This window comes from Microbacterium sp. STF-2, assembly GCF_034650155.1.
Taxonomy (GTDB): domain Bacteria; phylum Actinomycetota; class Actinomycetes; order Actinomycetales; family Microbacteriaceae; genus Microbacterium; species Microbacterium maritypicum_A.
The window spans coordinates 524,687-543,804 of the sequence record NZ_JARKMW010000002.1 but is presented as its reverse complement, the minus strand read 5'-3'; the positions used below and the strand labels follow the sequence as shown (position 1 = coordinate 543,804).

Genomic DNA, 19,118 nt, shown 5'->3' with positions numbered 1-19,118 from the left:
ATGCGACTGCGGATCGAGGGCGCGATCTGGTACTGGCGCGGTCCCGCGCCCTTCCATTTCGTCACGGTGCCAGCCGCCGAGAGCGAGCTGATCCACGAGATCGCTTCCGTCGTCACGTACGGGTGGGGCATGATCCCCGCATCGGTCACTGTCGGTGAGACCACGGTGACCACCGCCCTGTGGCCGAAGGACGGCGGGTACATCGTGCCGATCAAGAAGGCGCTCCAGGACCGCGAGGGCGTCGGAGTGGGCGACGTGGTCGAGATCACCCTCGACATCGACGCCTGACGGGTTCCGGTCTCGCTCAGCTCTCGCTGGACACGTCGGCGAGCACCTCGGGCCAGCGACGATCCAGGACCCTCCCGCCGAGCACGGTTCCACCCCAGATCGTCAGTCCGCCGAACGCGATGCCGCATGCGAGGCTGACCCAGCCGAGGGCGGGGTTCCAGATCGCCGCGATCGCGAATCCGAGTGCGGGGGCACCGAGGGCGAGCGTGATCGGACCGATGATGATCATCGCGAGCAACGACTGCACTCCTCCGGACGAGCCGCGTCCGAAGGGATTCGCCTCCGGGGCGGGTGCGCGTCCGGGGAGGAAGCTCCCCACCCATGCACCGGCGCCGCCGGCGATCGCCGTCAGGCCGAGAGCGGCGCCGAGACTGCCCGGCAGCAGGTCGGGACGTCCGGCGAGGAGGCAGGTCGCCACGCACAGCACGATCGTCACCGGAACCGCGATCAGCCCGAAGCCGAGCAGGCGTCCCGCGCGGTCGGCGGCACCGCTGACCCCGGTGAGGATGTGGATGGCGACGGCATCGTTGTCGTAGGCGATCGCCATCTGCACGATTGTTCCGGCGAGCAGGGCGTTGATCGCGGGGATCAGGGTGATGGCCGGGGCGAAGCCGATCGCCTCCTCCTGCAGACCGTTCATCAGCGCGATGCCGATGAAGATCGCCGGCAGCAGCAGGAGCATCACGATGTTGACCAGTTGGCGCGGATCACGACGGAAGTAGCGCAGCGACCGTGCGGCGATCGCCCCCATCGAGTTCGCCGGCAGCACCCGGTCGAGCAGACCGCCGGAACGCACCCGTCCGCCCCCGCTGCTCTGGATCGGCGAGACGAGTCGCGCGGCCAGCAGCCGCTGCGACGCGAACCACAGCACGACCACCGTCGCGAGGGCGATCAGCAGGCGGAGCGCGGCGGTGAGGATGTCACCCTGTGCGGCCGAGGCGGACACCCCGAATACGGCACCCACCGGTGTCCAGGCGGCGATGTCGGCGATGGTGGTGAACGCCTCTCCGACGTCACCGACCCTGGTCAAGGCCCCGATCCCCAGGTTGAGGATGAGGCCGGACGAGGCGGCGAGCAGCACGCCGAGGGTCAGCACCAGGTCGCGTGTGCTGCGGCGCGCCAGCCAGCCGGCGAGGAGGCCGCTCACCACGCGGGCACCGAGCACACAGGTGCTGACGGCCACCGGGATCATGATCACGGCGCTCAACAGAGCGGGCATGCTGACCGACCAGCCGAGCAGCATCAGCAGCAGGGCGACCGTGGTGCCGATACCACCGATGGTCGTGGCTCCGGCGACGACGAAACCCGGCAGCAGTGCGGGTGCGGTCACGGGCAGCAGAGCGAAGCGCTCCGGAGCGAGCGAGTCGTCGGCGCTGACCAGGATCGACCCGATCCACCACCCGAGCACGATCACCGAGCCGGTGAGCACGATGGCGGTGACGGCGCCGTCGGGCGCGGCGAAGCGCAGCGCGACGAGTCCGGCGGTGAGCCCGGCGAGGAGCCCGAGCGCCACCATGCCCGTGATGATCAAGGTGACGATCATCCAGGGATTGCGGGACAACTGATGGCGGAGCTGCCGCCAGCGCAGACTTACGAGGAGCGCAACCATGCGAGCGTCTCCGTTCCGAGGTCGTGCGCCCCCACGAGCGTGAGGAAGCGCTGCTGCAGCGAGAGGCCGGCTCGCACCTCGTCGAGCGGGCCGTGCGCGAGCAGGCGTCCCTCGGCGACGATGGCGACTCTGTCGCACATCGATTCGACGAGTTCCATCACGTGGCTGGAAAGCACGACCGTGCCGCCGCCGTCGACGAACGATCGCAGGATCTGCCGGATCGTCTCGCCCGACACCGGGTCCACGGCCTCGAGCGGCTCGTCGAGGATGAGCAGGCGCGGAGCGTGGATCAGCGCGCAGGCGAGTCCGATCTTCTTGCGCATGCCCGCGGAGTAGTCGACGACGAGCGTGTCGCGGGCGTCGGCGAGCCCGAGGGCCTCGAGCAGGTCGACGGTCCGGGAGACGACGTCCGCCTCGGCCATGCCGCGCAGGAGCCCGGTGTATCGCAGCAACTCGGCGCCGGTCAGTCGGTCGAGCATGCGGATGCCGTCGGGCAGCACGCCCATACGCGCCTTCGCCTCGGCGGGGTTCTGCCACACGTCCGCACCGAGCACCCAGGCGGTTCCCGCATCGGGACGCAGCAGGCCCGTGGCCATCGCGAGGGTGGTGGTCTTGCCCGCCCCGTTCGGGCCGAGTAGCCCCAGCATGGATCCGGCCGGCACGTCGAGGGAGAGACTGTCGACGGCGACCTTCTGCCCGAACTGCTTGCGAAGCCCGCGAAGGGCGAGGACGGGAGGAGCCGCGGTGTGGTCGGTCATGGGTCCCATCCCATCACGACGACGGGGACCCTCACATCCGCCGCGAGGGGGAGTCGGCAGACCGGACGACGCGTCGTCAGCGGTCGAGGCCGGCGAAGCGCTCGATGTCGCTGTTGGTGCCCGAGACGATGATGAGGTCGTGGTTCGTCACGATCGTGTTCGCTTCGGCGTAGCGGAACGGCTTGCCCGGACTCTTCACCCCGACGACGGTGACCTTGTACTTGGATCGCACGCCGGACTCGTTCAGTCCGACGCCGCGGATGAACTTCGGCGGGTACATCTTGGCGAGGACGAAGTCGTCGTCGAAGCGGATGAAGTCGAGCATCCGTCCGCTCACGAGGTGCGCCACGCGCTCACCCGCTTCGCGCTCGGGGTAGATGACGTGGTTGGCGCCGACACGGGCGAGGATCTTGCCGTGCGACTGGGAGACGGCCTTGGCCCAGATCTGCGGCACCTTCAGGTCGACGAGGTTCGCGGTGATCAGCACCGACGCCTCGATCGAGGATCCGACGGCGACGACCGCGACCTGGAAGTCCTGGGCGCCGATCTGACGCAGCGCGTCGATGTTCTTCGCGTCGGCCTGCACGGTGTGCGTGACCCGGTCGGACCACTTCTGCACGAGTTCGAGGTTGTCGTCGATCGCGAGCACCTCGCGGTCGAGGCGATCGAGCTCTCCGGCGCAGGCAGCGCCGAACCTGCCGAGACCGATGACGAGGACGGGAGCGTCGCCCCGCAGGACTTCAACCAACGATCGGCCTTTCCACGGGCAGTGAGTAGTACTGCGTTCGCGATGTCGCGGCGACCGCCGCGGCGAGTGTCACTGTACCAACGCGGCCCATGAAGATGGTCGCGGCCATCACGTACGAGGCCGAATCGGGAAGTTCCGCGGTGAGCCCCGTCGACAGGCCGACCGTGCCGAACGCCGAGATCACGTCGAACAGCACGTGGCTGATATCGGCCTTGGTGATCTGGGCGATGACGATCGTCGACAGCGCGACGATCGTGGCCCCCCACGCGACGACGCTGAGGGCCACGCGCTGCACGTCGCTCGGGATGCGGCGGCCGAACGCCTCGACGGACTGACGGCCCTTGGCCTCGGACCACACGGCGATGGCGAGCACGGCGAGGGTGGTCACCTTGATGCCGCCGGCCGTCGACGCCGAGCCGCCGCCGACGAACATCAGCATGCTGGCCGCGAGCAGGGAGGACCCGTTCAGGTCGTCCATCTCGATCACGTTGAAACCGCCGGATCTGGTCATCGCCGAGAGGAAGAACGCCTGGAAGGTGGTGTCGGTGGCGTCCATGGAGCCGAAGGTCTTCGGGTTGTTGAACTCGAGGATGACGAAGACGGCCGCGCCCAGGATGAACAGGAGGATGGTCGTGACGAGCGTGAGCTTGGTGTGCAGGGACCAGCGCTTCACGTGCCAGACGTGCTTGGCGAGCGTGTAGATGACGGGGAAGCCGATGCTGCCGAGGAAGACGCCCACCATGAGGAGCGAGAGCACCAGGTAGTCGTCGGCGAACACCGCGACGCCGCCGTTGTTGGGAGCGAAACCGGTGTTCGTGAACGCCATCGCCGCGAAGTAGGGCGCCTCCCAGAGCGCCGCGATCGGGTCGACCCCGGCCATCACGAGCGCGGGGTAGAGGAGGATCGCGAGCGACGCTTCGATGATGAGCGCCGAGACGGCGACGGTGGTCAGCAGCTGGCCGACTTCGCCGAGCCGCACGGTCTGGCTCTCGTTGACCACGCCGCCGTGCGCGCGCATCGGATTCGTGTCGCCGGCGGCCATCAGCTTGGCACGCAGGCCGAGGCGCTTCGAGATCAGCATGCCCATGAGAGACGCGAGGGTGAGGACACCCAGGGCGCCGATGTTCACGCCGAGGAACACCACGACGTGTCCGAAGGGGGACCAGTAGTTGGCCATGTCGACCGTTGCGAGTCCGGTGACGCAGATGGTGGAGACAGCGGTGAAGAGGGCGTCGCTCAGCGGCGTGACCGTGCCGCTCGCGGAGGCGATCGGCAGGGAGAGGAGAACCGTGAACACGAGGATCAGCAGCGCGAAGACGACGATCGCGAAGCGCGACGGCGACGAGGTGACGAGGTGCTTGACCCACCCGGCCGCACTCTTCAGGCTCTGCCGCGGGGACGACGCCGAAACGATGCCCGACATCGCTGCCCCCTCTGGTTTCTCCTTCGGTCGCGCCGAGCGACCGCACGGCGCCTGTCGCCGAGCCTTCGTCATGGTACTCCGTGCCGGGGACGACTACCCTGAACTCATGACGGACATCTTCGACGTGATCGCAGACGGTACGAGGCGAGACATCCTCCAGCTCCTGCTGCGGCGCACGACCGAAGGGGAGGCCGGCACCAGCGTCAGCCAGATCGTCGCCGATCTGGGCATCAGCCAGCCCACCGTGTCGAAGCACCTGAAGGTGCTGCGCGACGCCGAGCTGGTCACCGTGCGCGAAGACGGTCAGCGCCGTTTCTACAGCCTCGCGGTCGAGCCGCTCGAAGTCGTGGACGACTGGCTGGTGCCGTTCCTGGTCGACGCCTACGGCGACAGCGCACCCGACATCGATTACCACGCGGTTCCCGAAAGCGCGGCGCATGCCGCCGAGGTCGTCGGACGGGCGGCCGCCTCCGCGAAGCACGTCGTCGCGAACGCGCTCAAGCGGCTCGGAGCGTGACGGTTCGAGCGACGCCGAACGACCGCATCAAAGGCTTGTAGCTATTTAGCAAAGCTGTTAAATTCTAGGCATGAACCTCCTCATGCTCACACTTCGCGGCCGTATGCGGCGCCGTCTGCTGCTGACGTATCGGGTCGATCCGTCGGTGGCCGGTGAGATGATCCCCGCCCCCTTCCGCCCGCAGCTCATCGACGGGAGCGCGGTCGGCGGGGTGTGCCTGATCGCGCTGACGGAGCTGCGTCCCGGTTGGCTGCGACCGCGGTGGGGCATCTCCACGGAGAACGCCGCGCACCGGTTCGCGGTCGAGTGGGACGAGGGCGGGACCACGCGCACGGGCGTCTACGTGATCGAGCGGCACTCCTCGGACATCGTGCCCGTCATCGGCGGGGGTCGGTTCTTCCCCGGCGTGCAGCGGCGCGCGCGGTTCGACATCGACGAGACCGACTCGCGAATCCAGGTCCGGATGCAGGCGTCCGACGCGAGCGTCTCCGCAGACATCGAGGTGTCGGAGGAATGGGAGAGCTCGCTCTTCCCGACAGTGGGCGACGCTTCACGGTTCTACCGGGCGGGCGCCACCGGCTGGTCGCCGCGACGCGACGGCAGGGGAGCGGAGGCCGTAGAGCTGTCCGCGGCGCGCTGGGCCGTGGAGGCGGGCCGCGTGAACGAGGTCAGGTCGTCGTTCTTCGACGGTCTTCCGCAGGGCGCCGCGCAGATCGACAGCGTTCTGGTGATGCGCGATCTCCCCGTCAGCTGGCGGAGACCCGCAACGACTCGCCCCTGACGACAGGGGGGCTTGTCATCAGGGGCGAGGTGCGGGTCCCCACACCCGGGGCGGACTCGGCGGTGCCGGCACGAGCCCTGCGTCAACAGTCCCAGCGGCAGATGAGCGAAAGCCGCAGAACGCCTATGTCTCCGCTGGGATGTGGGCTCCGCGGGGATATGTCTTCGCGGGGATGCCCGCTGCCGCGGGTCCGCTCAGCGTCGCCCGGCTTTGCGGCGGAAGAGCCACGCGCCCCAGGCGACTGCGATCGCGAGGATGACGACGCACCAGCCGGTCGCCCACCACGCCTCGCTCTGCACGGGAGCATCAGTGAGCAGCCCGCGGATCGTCTCCACGATGGGTGTGATCGGCTGATTCGCGGCCACCGGCTGCAACCACTCCGGCATGCTCGCCACCGGGACGAACGCACTGGACAGGTAGGGGAGGAAGAGCAGCAGGAAGCCGTAGCCGTTCGCCCCTTCCGGGCTTCCTGCGGCAAGGCCGATGGCGGCGAACAGATACGTGATCGCGAGGATGTACAGCGCGATCAGGGCGGCGAGCCCCACCCACTCCCCTGCGTTCGCGCTCGGACGGAAGCCCACGAGCACTCCCACGCCGATCACGATCGCCGTGGCGATGAGGTTGCGCAGCACGCTCGCGACGACGTGCCCGGTCAGCACCGCCCCCGCTCGCAGCGGCATCGTGCGGAACCGGTCGATGATGCCGGTGCGCATGTCGTTCGCGACATACACGGCGGTGGAGGAGGCTCCGAACCCCGCGCAGGTGAGGATGATGCCGGGCACCACGTAGTCGACGTAGGCGCCGGACGGATCGATCGCTCCGCCGAACACCCACGTGAACATGAGCATGAGCATGACGGGCAGCATGATCGCCATGAGCAGCGATTCGCCGTCCCTCAGCGAGTGGCGCAGGCTGCGACCGACGAACACCGCCTCGGCGGTGAGGCCTCGCAGGCGCGGGCGCGGTGAAGGGGCGGGGAGGGCAGATGCCGCGGAGCGAGGGGCGGCGAGGGTGATGTTCATGCGAGCTCCTTCACGGGGTGGTCGATGGGGGCGGCCGCGGTGACGGCGAGGAACACGTCGTCGAGGGTGGGGCGGCGCAGGGTCACGGTGCCGTCCTCTCCGTCTTCGTCGAGCAGGTCGAGCGCTCGCCGGAGGTCGGCGACCGTGCCATCGGTGGGGATCTGCCGGTGAAGCTCGCCGCGGCGGTCGTGGAGTTCGACGGTGTCTCCGCCGACGCGCGCCTTCAATGCGGCAGGCGTGCCGAGGGCGGCGACCCTGCCGTCGTGCAGCACGGCGATGCGGTCTGCCAGCTGATCGGCCTCCTCCAGGTACTGGGTGGTGAGGAAGACCGTCGTCCCCGCGTTCGCCAGCATGCGGATGATGTCCCACAGCCTGCGACGGCTGCGGGTGTCCAGACCCGTGGTGGGCTCGTCGAGGAACAGCACCTCCGGCGTCACCACGAAGCTCAGGGCGAGGTCGAGGCGACGTCGCATTCCGCCGGAGAACGTGCGCACCATGCGGGAGGCGGCATCCGTGAGATCGAACTGGTCGATCAGGTCGGCGGCACGTCGTCGCGCGGCTGCCCGTCCGAGCCCGGCGAGCCGCGCGAACATGACGACGTTCTCGGACGCGCTCAGTGCATCGTCGACGGCTGCCGCCTGGCCGGTGAGGCTGATCCGTCTCCGGACCTCGATCGCCTGCGTCCCGATGTCCCAGCCGGCGACCCGCGCCGAGCCGGCGTCTGCCGCGGTGAGGGTGGTGAGGATGTTGATTGTCGTGGTCTTGCCGGCGCCGTTCGGCCCGAGCAGGGCGAAGACCTCGCCGCGGGCGACCGCGAAATCCAGTCCGTCGACGACGGTCTTGTTCCCGAAGGCCTTGCGCAGCCCCTGCACCTCGATGGCTGTCTCCATCAGGCGCTCCTTTCTGTGTATGTAGAAAACTGTGTATCACCAACGCAACTGTGTATGACCGTAACACACTGTTTAGCTAATAAACAGAAGTAGGATGAGCGCATGACTGAGACGGAGCCGCCGGAGCTGCCACGCGGGATCGCGCTGGCGTGGGGTGTCGCCGCGAACCCGCAGCGTGGTCCCAAGCGCGAGATGAGCGTCGAGAAGATCGTCGACGCCGCCGTCGAGCTGGCGGATGCCGAGGGGATCGGCGCCGTGTCGATGGCCGCGGTCGCGGCGCGGCTCGGATTCACGCCGATGTCGCTGTACCGATACGTGACGGCGAAGGACGATCTGCTGCTGCTGATGCAGGAAGAGGCGACGGGGCTGCCGCCGCAGAGCCACCTCGAGGCCGACGGCTGGCGCGGACGACTGATCGCCCTGTATGAAGAGCAGGTCAAGCTCTACCTGCGCCATCCCTGGATGCTGTCCCTGCCGATCACCGGATCGCCGATCACCCCGAACAGCTCGGCCTGGCTGGATGCCGGGCTCGCCGCTCTCGACGGCACCGCGCTGACGACGGAAGAGCGCATGGCCGTCGCGCTCGCGGTGACCGGGCATGCCCGCTGGTGCGGGATCGTGCAGGCCGGCTACACCGAGCAGTCCCGCGGCACGGGACTCACCCCCGATGAGGTGGCCGCGAACGAAGCCGCTCTCTTCGATCGGGTGATCACGGCCGAGGAGTTCCCCGCGCTCCGTCGCGCGATCGAAGACGATGTGTTCACCTCGACGGCCGATCCGTTCCGGTTCGCCGTCGAGCGGACCCTCGACGGGGTCACGGCGTACATTGCGGGCCTCGACCGCGGAGAGATGCACGCCGAGGCGGCGGAGTGGATCGACATCGACCCGGCCGAGGTGTCCGGGGATCGTCGGCTCAAAGAGGCGCAGAAGGCGGTGCGCGAGGCTGAGAAGGCTCTGCGGGCGGCCCGCAAGATCGAGCGTCAGGCATGGCGGGAGGCCAGGGAGCGGTCGGCGAAGGTGAAGAAGTCCGGCTGAACCTGAGTTCTCGCGGTCTGTCGCACCTCACTGATCACACGAGTCACAGAGGTTTACACGCGTCCCAGCTACCACATAGAGTGTGCACATCGAGAAAGGGGTACGTGGGATGCCCGAGGTTCCTGACGTCCGATTCCTCACGGTTGCTGAGGTCGCAGAGCTCATGCGCGTGTCCAAGATGACCGTGTATCGGCTGGTCCATGCGGGGGAGTTGCCGGCCGTCCGTTTCGGGCGCAGCTATCGCGTACCCGAGTCCGCTGTGGCTGATGCGCTGCAGCGCCCGATCGCCGACGTCGGCTGACGTCGATCGCCTTCTCGTGCTCCGCCGCCGGTGGGCGGTCGATGCGTGTGACAGGCGACGCCTTCGGGTTTGCTAGACTGACCCGAGGCATTTTCCGTGCCCGTACCCGGGTGTCCGATTTCGGCGACACCCAGCCACTGACTTAGTGAGGTTTCCGTGGGTTCTGTCATCAAGAAGCGCCGCAAGCGCATGGCGAAGAAGAAGCACCGCAAGCTGCTTCGTAAGACTCGCCACCAGCGTCGCAACAAGAAGTAAGCGACCAGACACGAGCGCCTGTCTTCGGACGGGCGCTTTGTGTCTCCGGCCGCATCTCCGTCCCGCCGAGAGGATGTCATGAAGTCGATCACCGTCACCGAGCTCGCCGAGCGCACCGGTATCCCGCTCATCGATGTGCGGGAGGTGGACGAGTTCGCTGCCGGCCATGTGCCGGGGGCCGTCAACATCCCGATGTCCGAGATCGGCAACCGGCTGGAAGAGCTGCCTGCCGAGGCGTTCGACGTCATCTGCCAGGCAGGCGGGCGCTCGGCTCGTGTGGTCGAGGCTCTGGAGTCGCGCGGTTACGACGCCACGAACGTCGAGGGCGGCACCGGCGAGTGGATCGCCCAGGGCCGCGCGGTCGAGGTGCCGTCGGCGTGACCACGCTGACTCTGATCGGCAAGCCCGACTGCCATCTGTGCGACGTCGCCTCCGACGTCATCGATGCCGTCGTCGCCGAGCTGCCCGACGCCGCCGCCGAGCAGATCGAGATCGTCGAGGCGTCGATCCAGGACGATCCCGCGCTGTACGAGCTGTGGTGGGAGAAGATCCCGGTCGTGCTGATCGACGGCGAGCTGCACGCGCATTGGCGCGTCTCGCCCGACCGGCTGCGAGAGGCGCTCGAAGACGCACTCCGTGGTGAATCCCCGACCGAACTGAAGGAAGCCCTGTGACCATCCGCCATGTCGTGACCTGGAAGCTCGCCGCCGAAGACGCCGCCGAGCGTGGTGCCCAGGCTGCCGAGGTCGCTCGCCGGCTGAACGCTCTCGACGGTGTCGTCCCGCAGCTCCTCTCCATCTCCGCCGGCGCGAACGTCGCCTATCCGGAGGCGAACTGGGACGTCACGCTCGTCGCGGACTTCGCCTCGGTCGCGGCGATCGACGAGTACCAGGTGCACCCCGCGCACGCCGAGGTCGCCGCGTACATCCGATCGGTCGTCGCCTCGCGCGTCGCCGTCGACTTCGAGGTCTGACACCGCGTCGCACCGACCCAGGAACTCGGTTTCCACGTGTGATCGGGGCGTACTTGCAACACAAACGTAATGCGCGCGGATGCCGATGTCATTGGTCACGCGACGAGCCGCATGTTTAGATGAACTCCTACCCGTCAGCGGGCCTCCGTGCCCTCGACTCACAGGAGCCGACATGCCTCGTCGCAACCTCATCGCCGGCCTCGCCCTCGTGGCGACGGCCACCCTCGCGCTCGCCGGCTGCGCCACCGGATCATCCGACGCGGGAAGCAGTGACGCTCCCGCCGCCGACGACAAGTACGGTCTCGTCGAGGCCGGAACGCTCACCGTGTGCTCCGACGTCCCCTACCCGCCGTTCGAGGTCGAGGACCCCTCCAGCGAGACCGGCTACTCCGGCTTCGACATCGACCTGCTCAGTGCGATCGCCGAGAAGATCGACCTGAAGCTCGCCGTGCAGGACGTGGGCTTCGACGCGCTCCAGTCCGGCACCACGCTCGCCGCCGGCACGTGCGACATCGGTGCCTCTGCGATGACCATCACCGACGAGCGCAAGGCGAACATCGACTTCTCCGACCCGTACGTCGACTCGCTGCAGTCGCTCCTCGTGCGCGCCGACTCGGACATCAAGTCGATCGACGACCTCGACGGCAAGAACGTCGGCGTGCAGCAGGGCACCACCGGCGAGACCTACGCGGGCGAGAACGCTCCGGGTGCGCAGCTGGTGCAGTACCCCTCGGACGGTGAGCTGTGGCCGGCCATGCAGGCGGGTCAGATCGACGCCATCCTGCAGGACCAGCCCGTCAACTACGTGCACGAGCAGGACGACCCCGACTACAAGATCGTCGAGACGTACCCGACCGACGAGTCGTACGGCTTCGCCTTCGCCAAGGGCGAGAAGGACGAGCTGCGCGACGCGGTCAACAAGGCGCTCAAGGAGCTCCAGGACGACGGCGGATACCAGAAGATCTACGACGAGTACCTCGCGGCCAAGTGACCGGCGGGGTCGGTAGAGCGGGAGGTCCTCGACGATGGCGTTGAGGCGTACCACCAAGAGCAAGCTGTATCGCTACACGGTCTACGCGGTGCTGATCGCGATCGCCGTCTGGGCGATCGCGAGCACCGACTGGGCGAAGATCGGCCCGCTGTTCTTCAATCCTGAAGTCGCGGCGAAGATGTTCCCCGGGATCATCACGACCGCGTTGGTCAACACGCTGTGGTTCACGGCCGTTGCCTTCGCCGGGGGGCTGCTGCTCGGAGTCGTGCTGGCACTGATGAAGCTGTCGACCATCGCGCCGTTCCGGTGGATCGCGACGTGCTGGATCGAGTTGTTCCGGGGGCTCCCCGCGATCCTCACGATCTTCGGCATCGCATTCATCCTGCCGATCGCGCTGGGCGTGCCCGGCACGAAGCTGGGCGGACCCGTCGTGCTCGGTCTCATCGGTCTCGTCCTCGTCGCCTCGGCATACATGGCCGAGACGATCCGTGCGGGCATCCAGGCCGTTCCGAAGGGCCAGACCGAGGCGGCGCGCTCCCTCGGCATGTCGCCCATGAAGACGACGTTCTGGATCATCGTGCCGCAGGGGTTCCGGATCATCATCCCGCCTCTGACCAACGAGTTCGTGCTGCTGCTGAAGGACACGTCGCTGCTCTTCGTGGCGGGTTCGTTCATCTGGTCGAAGGAGCTCACGACCTTCGCCCGCGATGCGAGCACGCAGAACGCGAACGGAACGCCGCTGATCATGGCGGCGATCCTGTACCTGATCGTGACGATCCCGCTCACGCGCTTCAGTGCGTGGCTGGAGCGACGGATGTCGAGGCAGCGATGATCACCGACCTGATTGATGTCCACGCCCCCGCGATCGACGTGCAGGGGCTCGTGAAGTCGTTCGGCGACAACGAGGTGCTCAAGGGCATCGACCTCACCGTCACCAAGGGCGAGGTCGTGTGCGTGATCGGACCCTCGGGCTCGGGCAAGTCGACGCTGCTGCGTTCGGTGAACCTGCTCGAGGAGCCGACCGGCGGCAAGGTGCTGATCGAGGGGATCGACATCACCGACCCCGACGTCGACATCGACCGCGTGCGCACCCGCATCGGCATGGTCTTCCAGAGCTTCAACCTCTTCCCGCACCTCGATGTGCTGGGCAATCTCACGATCGCCCAGCAGCGCGTGAAGAAGCGGTCGAAGAAGGAAGCCGAGCTGATCGCGCACGCCATGCTCGCCCGGGTCGGTCTGGCGGAGAAGGCCGACGCCTACCCGGGGCACCTGTCGGGAGGGCAGCAGCAGCGTGTGGCGATCGCTCGTGCACTGTGCATGAACCCCGACATGATGCTGTTCGACGAGCCCACCTCGGCGCTCGACCCCGAGCTGGTCGGCGAGGTGCTGCAGGTCATGCGATCGTTGGCCGACGAGGGGATGACGATGCTCGTCGTCACGCACGAGATGGGATTCGCACGCGAAGTCGGATCCCGCCTCATCTTCATGGACGGTGGGCACATCGTCGAGGAAGGTGACCCGCGCGAGGTTCTCGGCAACCCTCAGCATCAGCGCACGAAGGACTTCCTCTCGCGCGTCCTCTGATCCGAGATCCCGGGTCGCCGAGACCCATCGAAATCACCGAGACCCCCTGTCCCAGACATCTGCGACAGGGGGTCTCGGCGTGAAGCGTGGGTATTGAGCTCAGTCGGCTTCGACGACCTCGGCGTCCGCGGCGTTGCGGCGCACGGAGTCGATGCCGTTCAGAGCGGCGGACTTCGACGAGTAGCCCTCGCTTATGGCGATGACCTCGCCGTTGCCGGCCTTCAGGCGGAACCGGTACTCGCCGGACTTGTCGGTGTACAGCTCGAATTTGCCTGCCATGAGGCGTCCTTTCTCTCTCGGATGGAGGGAGCCCCGCCCCTCGGCCCTCACGCTAGCGCCCGGGGTATGTCAGGGGAAGAGCGGTGAGTCAGCCGCGCGGGTGCACGGCGACAGGCTCGGGAGCGATCGCGATGCGCACCCGATCCCCGAACGCGGGGTGGGTGCCCGGCGCATGCTGCACCCGGACGAGCTCACCGGATTCGGTGCGGACGAGCGTACGACGCATGCTGCCGAGGAAGGTGCTCTCCTCGACCAGGGCATCGGCTGCGGCGTCGGCCTCGGATGCGAAGTAGACGTTTTCCGGTCGCAGATACACGTCGACCGGCCCGTCCGCCCGTGACTGGAGAGGAAGCCGCTGCCCCCAGACCATCACATGATCGCCCTCGGCGACCCCGGATACGACGCTGGACAGGCCGACGAAAGCCGCGACTCCGGCGGTCGAGGGCATCGTGTAGAGCTGTTCGGGGGAACCGATCTGCTCGATACGACCGTCGTTCATCACGGCGATCCGGTCGGAGACGGCCAGCGCCTCCTCCTGGTCGTGGGTGACGAACACGGTCGTGATGCCGAGGCGCAGCTGGATGCGGCGGATCTCGTCGCGCAGCTGCACGCGCACCTTCGCGTCGAGCGCGGAGAGCGGTTCGTCGAGAAGCAGCACCTTGGGCTCGGTCACCAGCGCACGGGCGAGCGCCACCCGCTGCTGCTGTCCGCCGGAGAGTTGGTGCGGAAAGCGATCGGCGAAGTCGGCGAGTCCGACCAGCGCGAGGGCATCGACGGCGCGGCGCGAGGCTTCCGCCTTCGCGATCCCGCGCCGGCGCAGGCCGAAGGCGGTGTTCTCGGCGACCCGCAGGTGCGGGAAGAGCGAGTACGACTGGAAGACCATCCCGATGTCGCGCTTGTTCGTGGGCACTCGGGAGACGTCTCCGCCGCCCAGGAGCACGGCCCCCTCGTCCGCACCCTCGAGACCGGCGAGCACACGCAGCAGCGTGGTCTTGCCGCAGCCGGAGGGGCCGAGGAGTGAGACGAACTCCCCGGGGGCGATGTCCAGGTCGACACCGTGCAGCACCCGGTTGCCGCCGTAGCTCTTGACGATGCCCTGCAGCTCGACGCGCGTTCCCTCGCCCGCCTGCGAGAGCAGCAGGTTGTCCTTGGTGCGCGGCAGCGCGTGGTCGAGGGTCATGAGCGGGCCTTTCCGGTACCGCGGGCGACGCGGCCGATGACGAGGAGCAGGAGGAAGACGAGCACCAGCGCGAGCAGCGTGAAGATCGCCGGCGCATAGGGATCCTGTTTGTTCACGACGACCATGGCGGTCTGGAACACCTGGCGGTTCAGGAGCGAGGCGATCGTGAACTCGCCGAGCACCACCGCGATGGAGATGAGCGATGCGGCGAGCAGCCCCTGGCGGAGGTTCGGAGCGAGCACCCGGAGGACGACCGTCGGCCAGCTGGCGCCGAGCGACCGTGCGGCCTCGGAGAGGGTGCGCAGGTCGGCGGCATCGATCGACGCCTGGATCGAGCGGAACGCGAACGGCAGCACGGTGATCCCGTAGGCGAAGGCGAGCGTCCAGGTGCCGGTGCCGAAGGCGCGACCGATCTGCAGGTAGATGGGAGCGAGGCCGACCACGAGCACGATGGCGGGGATGGAGATGGGCAGCAGCACCGCGAACTCGAAGGCGGGCTTGAGCTTGGGGAAGCGCAGGTTCACCAGGATCATGGTGGGGGCGAGCAGGAGCAGCACGATGGCCACCGTGACGACGGCCAGGATCAGGGAGTTGCCCAGGCCCGCCCAGATCGGCCTCAGGGTAGCGGCCGTCGCGGGATCGAACAGCGCGATCCAGCGGGCGAACGACATCCCGCCCTCGGGGTCGCGCAGCGTGAAGAGGAACGTCGACACCAGGGGAACGGCGAAGAACGCACCGACGAGGATGCCGATGACCCCGCGGGTCGCGAGGGAGGGACCGAGCCGGTTCACGACTGCCACCTGGCCGCGCGTCGTTGCACGAGGGAGTACAGGGCCATGACGATCCCGACGATCACGATCATGCCGAGCGCGAGGGCGCCGGCGAGGTTCTCGCGGCCGAGGACCGTCTCGCTCGTGAGGGCAGTGCGAATCTGCAGCGGCACGATCTGCGCTCCCTGACTGGCGAGGGCGGCGGCGGTGGCGTACGACGAGAACGAGTTCGCGAACAGCAGCAGCAGGCTGGCGAGGAACGACGGCGCGAGCACCGGGATGCCGATGCGCAGCCAGAAGCTCGCGCGGGTGCCGCCGAGCGTGAGGTTGGCCTCGGCCCACTGCGGCTTGAGCGCGGCGAGGGCGGGCATGAAGGTGATGACCATGAGCGGGATCTGGAAGTAGAAGTAGGGGAGGACGAGTCCGGGCAGCTCGTACAGCCAGGTGCCGTTCTCGAAGATGTTGATGCCGAACGAGTCCTTCAAGAAGACCGTGACGACACCCTGGATGCCGATGGTCGCGATGAAGGCGAACGCCAGCATGACCCCGCCGAACTGGGCGAGCACACCGGCCGCGGCGTCCACAGCCGAGCGCGTTCGGCCTTCGGGGTCCATGCCGAGCAGGGCGTAGCAGACGAGCGCACCGACGAGCGCACCCACCACGGCGGTGAGCAGCGAGAGCCCGGCGGAGTTCGCGAAGGTGTTCAGCACGACGGGATCGGCGAGGGCCGACATGTTCGACCAGGTGAAGGAGCCGTCCTTCGTGAAGAAGCCGGAGCCGATCGACAGGATCGTCGGCACCGCCAGGAAGAGCACGACGTATGCGGCGAACGGGACGAGCCCGAGCCAGGCGAAGGACGGAGCGGACCGCCGGGCCCTCGCGTGCCGCGAGGACCCGGCGGAGGTGGTGGGGGCGGATGCCGCGGCATCCGCCCCCGTTGCGGTGAGGGTGGTCACTGGACCGCCGAGGCCCACTTCTCGCCGAGCAGCGTACCGGCGTTCGTCGACTGCTCCTCGGTCGGGACGACCGTCTCCGCCGGTGCCTCGGGGAGTGCCGCAGCGAGGTCGGCGTCGATCGTGCCGGCGTCGGTCATGGCCTCCATGCGCACCGGACGGGCGCCGCCCTTCAGCCAGAGGTTCTGCACCTCGTCGCTGTAGAGGAACTCCTGCCACAGGCGGGCAGCAGCCGGGTGCGGGGCGTCGGCGTTGATGGCCTGGTTGTAGTACCCGGCGTAACCGGTGCCGTCGAACACGACGACCTTCCAGTCCTTGTTGTCGGCCGTGTGCGAGGCGTTCAGGTAGTCCCAGTCGAACACGACGGGGGTCTCGCCGCTCGCGATCGTCGCGGTGGTCACGTCGACCTTGAGCAGGTTTCCGGCCTTCTGCAGCTCGGAGAAGAAGTCGATGCCCGGCTGGAAGTCGTCGAGCGTGCCGTCGGACTGCACGGTGGCGAGGCCGACGGCGGCGAAGGCCGCACCGGCCTGGGTCGGGTCGCCGTTGATCGCGACGGCGCCCTTGTAGTCGGCCGAGAGCAGGTCGGAGAGTTCGGCCGGAGCGTCGAACTTCGACGAGTCGTAGCCGATCGACATGTACCCGCCGTAGTCGCCGACGAAGAGGCCGGTGGGCTCCTTCAGCTCCTCGGGGATGTCATCCCACGTCTGCACCTTGTACGGCGCGAAGACGTCGGTGTTCTGCAGGGCGACCGTGAGGCCGATGTCGAACACGTCGGGCGCGGTGTCGAGTCCCTCGTTCGTCTTCGCGGCCTGGATCTCCTCGGCGCTCGAGACGTCGGGGGAGGCCTCGTTGATGGTGATCTCGGGGTACTTCTCGGCGAACAGGTCGAGGATCTCGCCGTAGTTCGCCCAGTCGCGGGGGAGCGCGATGACGTTGAGCGAGCCTTCGGCCTTGGCTGCAGCCTCGAGGTCGGCGAAGGTGCCGAAGTCGGTGACAGAGGTCGCGGCGGAGGCGTCGACGTCGGAGCTGCCTCCGCCGGTCGCGTCAGCTGCGCCGGAGCAGGCCGTGAGTGCGAGTGCGGCCGTGGTGGCCAGGGCGATGCCGGCGCCGATGCGCGCGCGGCGGGTGAAGCGAGCCATGAGTGTCCTCTCGGTGTCCGGCGCTGTGAGCCGGTTTCGGGTTGCGAGAGGACACTATGAGGTGCAGGTTGCCGCCCGTCGCGGGTCTGGTGAACGGACGGTGGCGAGGCGGTGGCCGAACAGGGCCGCGGAGCTCAGCCCTGCGGCACGCTGTACTTGAAGCCGCGGTGCGAGCCGACGTAGCCGAGACGCTCGTAGAAGCGGTGCGCGTCGGTGCGGGCGGCATCGGAGGTGAGCTGCACCATGGTCGCGCCGACCGCGGGGGCTGCGGCTTCGCCCACCCAGCGCATCACGGCGGAGCCGATGCCCGACGAGCGCAGACTGCTCTGCACGCGCACGGCCTCGACGAGCAGCCGCCGCGCGCCGCGGCGCGCCATCCCGGGGATCGAGGTGAGCTGCAGCGTGCCGACGATCGTGCCGTCGAGCTCGACCACGAGCAGATCGTTCGACGGCTCTGCCAGGATCTCGACGAGCCCGCGTGCGTACGCGGGACGATCCTCGTCGGACGCCACATCGCCGCGGGCCGCGCTGATCGGGTCGTCGGCGAGCAGTGTGATCACGGCATCCGTGTCGTCGACCGTCGCACGGCGCAGGAGCGCGGTTCCGATACGCGATTCGAGCGGCTGGGGCAGCGGGAGGGCGTCGAGCATGCCTCCAGTCTGCCAGCGCCCGCGTCCGGTGCGAGCGCGGATGCGGGGGTCGTGCCGACTCTCTGGAATCATGGCGAGGTGGATATCGGCGCCGTGCTCGGACTCGAGCAGCTCACGTGGGGGGTGCTGCTGCTCGTGGTGATCGCCGCGTTCTGCGCCGGCTGGATCGACGCGGTCGTCGGCGGGGGAGGGCTGCTGCAGCTGCCGGCCCTGCTGCTGATCCCCGGCATCTCCCCGGTGCAGGCGCTCGCCACCAACAAACTCGCCTCGGTGTTCGGCACCGCGACCAGCAGTGTGACCTACTACCGACGAGCCAGACCCGACCTGCGCACTGCCGTGCCGATGGCGATCATCGCGTTGATCGGGTCCTTCGGCGGAGCAGCCGTCGCGACGGTGCTGCCGCCGGCCGCGTTCAAGCCGATCATCGTGATCGCGCTGCTCGCGGTGGCACTGTTCACCGCGTTCCGTCCGCAGATGGGCGCCGCGACCCAGTTGCGGTTCCACGGCCACAAGCACCACATCATGGCGGGTGCCGCGGGGCTCGGCATCGGCTTCTACGACGGCATGATCGGACCGGGGACCGGGACCTTCCTCGTGATCACCCTGGTCGCGCTGCTCGGCTACGACTTCCTGCAGGCGAGCGCCAAGGCCAAGATCGTCAACCTTGCGACGAACGCGGGTGCGCTCATGCTGTTCATCCCGCACGGCGCCGTGCTGTGGCTGCTCGGCGGCATCCTCGCAGTCGCGAACGTCGCCGGCAGCTACCTCGGCTCGCGGATGGCGATCTCGCGCGGGACCACCTTCATCCGCGTGGTCTTCCTCGTCGTCGTCATCGCGCTGATCGCGAAGCTCGGCGTCGACGTGTGGAACGAGAACATCGTGCCCGCGTTCGCGGCGCTCTCGTCCTAGGCTCGAGATGCTCTGCGGCGCGCGGCCTGGGGGATCAGGCAGAAACGCCGGATCAGGCAGGTT

Annotated in this window: 25 protein-coding genes; 13 read left to right on the top strand and 12 right to left on the bottom strand. The window is 68.2% G+C overall.

Annotation, left to right across the window (positions count from 1 at the left end; translation table 11 throughout):
- Complete coding sequence (locus tag MicroSTF_RS16565) at positions 1 to 288, top strand: DUF1905 domain-containing protein (protein ID WP_029259759.1); 288 nt, start codon at positions 1 to 3, stop codon at positions 286 to 288.
- A gap of 16 nt (positions 289 to 304) precedes the next feature.
- On the opposite strand, the gene MicroSTF_RS16560 is transcribed toward MicroSTF_RS16565, so the two are convergent.
- From MicroSTF_RS16560 to MicroSTF_RS16545, 4 genes are all read right to left on the bottom strand, one after another.
- Positions 305 to 1,831, bottom strand: coding sequence for a hypothetical protein (locus tag MicroSTF_RS16560; RefSeq protein WP_231494467.1), 1,527 nt, complete (start codon positions 1,829 to 1,831; stop codon positions 305 to 307).
- Between the two features lie 47 nt (positions 1,832 to 1,878).
- The gene (locus tag MicroSTF_RS16555; RefSeq protein ID WP_029259761.1) at positions 1,879 to 2,655 is read right to left on the bottom strand and encodes an ABC transporter ATP-binding protein; all 777 of its coding nucleotides are present in this window, start codon (positions 2,653 to 2,655) and stop codon (positions 1,879 to 1,881) included.
- 76 nt (positions 2,656 to 2,731) lie between these two features.
- Positions 2,732 to 3,403 carry a potassium channel family protein gene (locus tag MicroSTF_RS16550; protein WP_021198064.1) on the bottom strand — a complete coding sequence of 224 codons (672 nt, stop codon included), beginning with the start codon at positions 3,401 to 3,403 and terminating at the stop codon, positions 2,732 to 2,734.
- Positions 3,396 to 4,826: a TrkH family potassium uptake protein gene (locus tag MicroSTF_RS16545; protein WP_322957186.1), complete on the bottom strand. Its 1,431-nt coding sequence runs from the start codon at positions 4,824 to 4,826 to the stop codon at positions 3,396 to 3,398. The genes MicroSTF_RS16550 and MicroSTF_RS16545 overlap by 8 nt, the downstream gene beginning before the upstream one ends.
- Before the next feature lie 106 nt (positions 4,827 to 4,932).
- On the opposite strand from MicroSTF_RS16545, the gene MicroSTF_RS16540 reads away from it, so the two are divergent.
- Both MicroSTF_RS16540 and MicroSTF_RS16535 read left to right on the top strand, forming a co-directional pair.
- Positions 4,933 to 5,343 carry an ArsR/SmtB family transcription factor gene (locus tag MicroSTF_RS16540; protein ID WP_029259762.1) on the top strand — a complete coding sequence of 137 codons (411 nt, stop codon included), beginning with the start codon at positions 4,933 to 4,935 and terminating at the stop codon, positions 5,341 to 5,343.
- Positions 5,344 to 5,413: 70 nt separating this feature from the next.
- Positions 5,414 to 6,124 (top strand): DUF2071 domain-containing protein, encoded by a 711-nt coding sequence (locus MicroSTF_RS16535; RefSeq protein ID WP_322957183.1) that lies wholly within the window; start codon positions 5,414 to 5,416, stop codon positions 6,122 to 6,124.
- 194 nt (positions 6,125 to 6,318) lie between these two features.
- Here MicroSTF_RS16535 and MicroSTF_RS16530 read toward each other — a convergent pair whose 3' ends face one another.
- Together MicroSTF_RS16530 and MicroSTF_RS16525 are read right to left on the bottom strand one after the other, a co-directional pair.
- Positions 6,319 to 7,146 (bottom strand): ABC transporter permease, encoded by an 828-nt coding sequence (locus MicroSTF_RS16530; protein WP_322957182.1) that lies wholly within the window; start codon positions 7,144 to 7,146, stop codon positions 6,319 to 6,321.
- Positions 7,143 to 8,036: a daunorubicin resistance protein DrrA family ABC transporter ATP-binding protein gene (locus MicroSTF_RS16525; RefSeq protein WP_029259765.1), complete on the bottom strand. Its 894-nt coding sequence runs from the start codon at positions 8,034 to 8,036 to the stop codon at positions 7,143 to 7,145. Before MicroSTF_RS16525 ends, MicroSTF_RS16530 begins: the two co-directional genes overlap by 4 nt.
- A gap of 102 nt (positions 8,037 to 8,138) precedes the next feature.
- Here MicroSTF_RS16525 and MicroSTF_RS16520 point away from each other — a divergent pair, with 102 nt between their 5' ends.
- The 9 genes from MicroSTF_RS16520 (at position 8,139) to MicroSTF_RS16480 (ending at position 13,175) form a co-directional block, all read left to right on the top strand.
- Positions 8,139 to 9,071, top strand: a complete 933-nt coding sequence (locus tag MicroSTF_RS16520; protein ID WP_029265969.1) for a TetR/AcrR family transcriptional regulator — start codon at positions 8,139 to 8,141, stop codon at positions 9,069 to 9,071.
- A gap of 109 nt (positions 9,072 to 9,180) precedes the next feature.
- A complete protein-coding gene (locus MicroSTF_RS16515; RefSeq protein ID WP_017204627.1) occupies positions 9,181 to 9,372 on the top strand; it encodes a helix-turn-helix domain-containing protein in 192 nt (63 codons plus the stop codon).
- Between the two features lie 156 nt (positions 9,373 to 9,528).
- Positions 9,529 to 9,627, top strand: coding sequence for a 30S ribosomal protein bS22 (locus MicroSTF_RS16510; RefSeq protein WP_003792170.1), 99 nt, complete (start codon positions 9,529 to 9,531; stop codon positions 9,625 to 9,627).
- Positions 9,628 to 9,705: 78 nt separating this feature from the next.
- Positions 9,706 to 10,008 (top strand): rhodanese-like domain-containing protein, encoded by a 303-nt coding sequence (locus MicroSTF_RS16505; RefSeq protein ID WP_029259767.1) that lies wholly within the window; start codon positions 9,706 to 9,708, stop codon positions 10,006 to 10,008.
- Positions 10,005 to 10,301, top strand: a complete 297-nt coding sequence (locus tag MicroSTF_RS16500) for a glutaredoxin family protein (RefSeq protein WP_167253097.1) — start codon at positions 10,005 to 10,007, stop codon at positions 10,299 to 10,301. The genes MicroSTF_RS16505 and MicroSTF_RS16500 overlap by 4 nt, the downstream gene beginning before the upstream one ends.
- Positions 10,298 to 10,600 carry a Dabb family protein gene (locus MicroSTF_RS16495; protein ID WP_029259769.1) on the top strand — a complete coding sequence of 101 codons (303 nt, stop codon included), beginning with the start codon at positions 10,298 to 10,300 and terminating at the stop codon, positions 10,598 to 10,600. Before MicroSTF_RS16500 ends, MicroSTF_RS16495 begins: the two co-directional genes overlap by 4 nt.
- 172 nt (positions 10,601 to 10,772) lie before the next feature.
- Positions 10,773 to 11,591 carry a basic amino acid ABC transporter substrate-binding protein gene (locus MicroSTF_RS16490; RefSeq protein WP_021198054.1) on the top strand — a complete coding sequence of 273 codons (819 nt, stop codon included), beginning with the start codon at positions 10,773 to 10,775 and terminating at the stop codon, positions 11,589 to 11,591.
- Positions 11,592 to 11,625: 34 nt separating this feature from the next.
- Positions 11,626 to 12,423, top strand: a complete 798-nt coding sequence (locus MicroSTF_RS16485) for an amino acid ABC transporter permease (RefSeq protein ID WP_322957173.1) — start codon at positions 11,626 to 11,628, stop codon at positions 12,421 to 12,423.
- A complete protein-coding gene (locus MicroSTF_RS16480) occupies positions 12,420 to 13,175 on the top strand; it encodes an amino acid ABC transporter ATP-binding protein (protein ID WP_029259770.1) in 756 nt (251 codons plus the stop codon). Before MicroSTF_RS16485 ends, MicroSTF_RS16480 begins: the two co-directional genes overlap by 4 nt.
- Positions 13,176 to 13,274: 99 nt before the next feature.
- On the opposite strand, the gene MicroSTF_RS16475 is transcribed toward MicroSTF_RS16480, so the two are convergent.
- The 6 genes from MicroSTF_RS16475 to MicroSTF_RS16450 form a co-directional block, all read right to left on the bottom strand.
- The gene (locus MicroSTF_RS16475) at positions 13,275 to 13,454 is read right to left on the bottom strand and encodes a YegP family protein (RefSeq protein ID WP_021198051.1); all 180 of its coding nucleotides are present in this window, start codon (positions 13,452 to 13,454) and stop codon (positions 13,275 to 13,277) included.
- Between the two features lie 88 nt (positions 13,455 to 13,542).
- Positions 13,543 to 14,634: an ABC transporter ATP-binding protein gene (locus tag MicroSTF_RS16470; protein WP_021198049.1), complete on the bottom strand. Its 1,092-nt coding sequence runs from the start codon at positions 14,632 to 14,634 to the stop codon at positions 13,543 to 13,545.
- Positions 14,631 to 15,425, bottom strand: coding sequence for an ABC transporter permease (locus tag MicroSTF_RS16465; protein ID WP_322957168.1), 795 nt, complete (start codon positions 15,423 to 15,425; stop codon positions 14,631 to 14,633). Before MicroSTF_RS16465 ends, MicroSTF_RS16470 begins: the two co-directional genes overlap by 4 nt.
- Entirely contained in the window at positions 15,422 to 16,360 is a 939-nt protein-coding gene (locus tag MicroSTF_RS16460) for an ABC transporter permease (protein WP_322957167.1), read from the bottom strand. The genes MicroSTF_RS16465 and MicroSTF_RS16460 overlap by 4 nt, the downstream gene beginning before the upstream one ends.
- On the bottom strand, positions 16,357 to 17,496 hold the full coding sequence (locus tag MicroSTF_RS16455; protein ID WP_136025339.1) for an ABC transporter substrate-binding protein: 1,140 nt from the start codon (positions 17,494 to 17,496) through the stop codon (positions 16,357 to 16,359). Before MicroSTF_RS16455 ends, MicroSTF_RS16460 begins: the two co-directional genes overlap by 4 nt.
- 134 nt (positions 17,497 to 17,630) lie before the next feature.
- Positions 17,631 to 18,146: a GNAT family N-acetyltransferase gene (locus MicroSTF_RS16450; RefSeq protein ID WP_322957164.1), complete on the bottom strand. Its 516-nt coding sequence runs from the start codon at positions 18,144 to 18,146 to the stop codon at positions 17,631 to 17,633.
- Between the two features lie 78 nt (positions 18,147 to 18,224).
- Here MicroSTF_RS16450 and MicroSTF_RS16445 point away from each other — a divergent pair, with 78 nt between their 5' ends.
- On the top strand, positions 18,225 to 19,055 hold the full coding sequence (locus MicroSTF_RS16445; protein WP_021198044.1) for a sulfite exporter TauE/SafE family protein: 831 nt from the start codon (positions 18,225 to 18,227) through the stop codon (positions 19,053 to 19,055).
- The last annotated feature ends 63 nt before the right edge of the window (positions 19,056 to 19,118 follow it).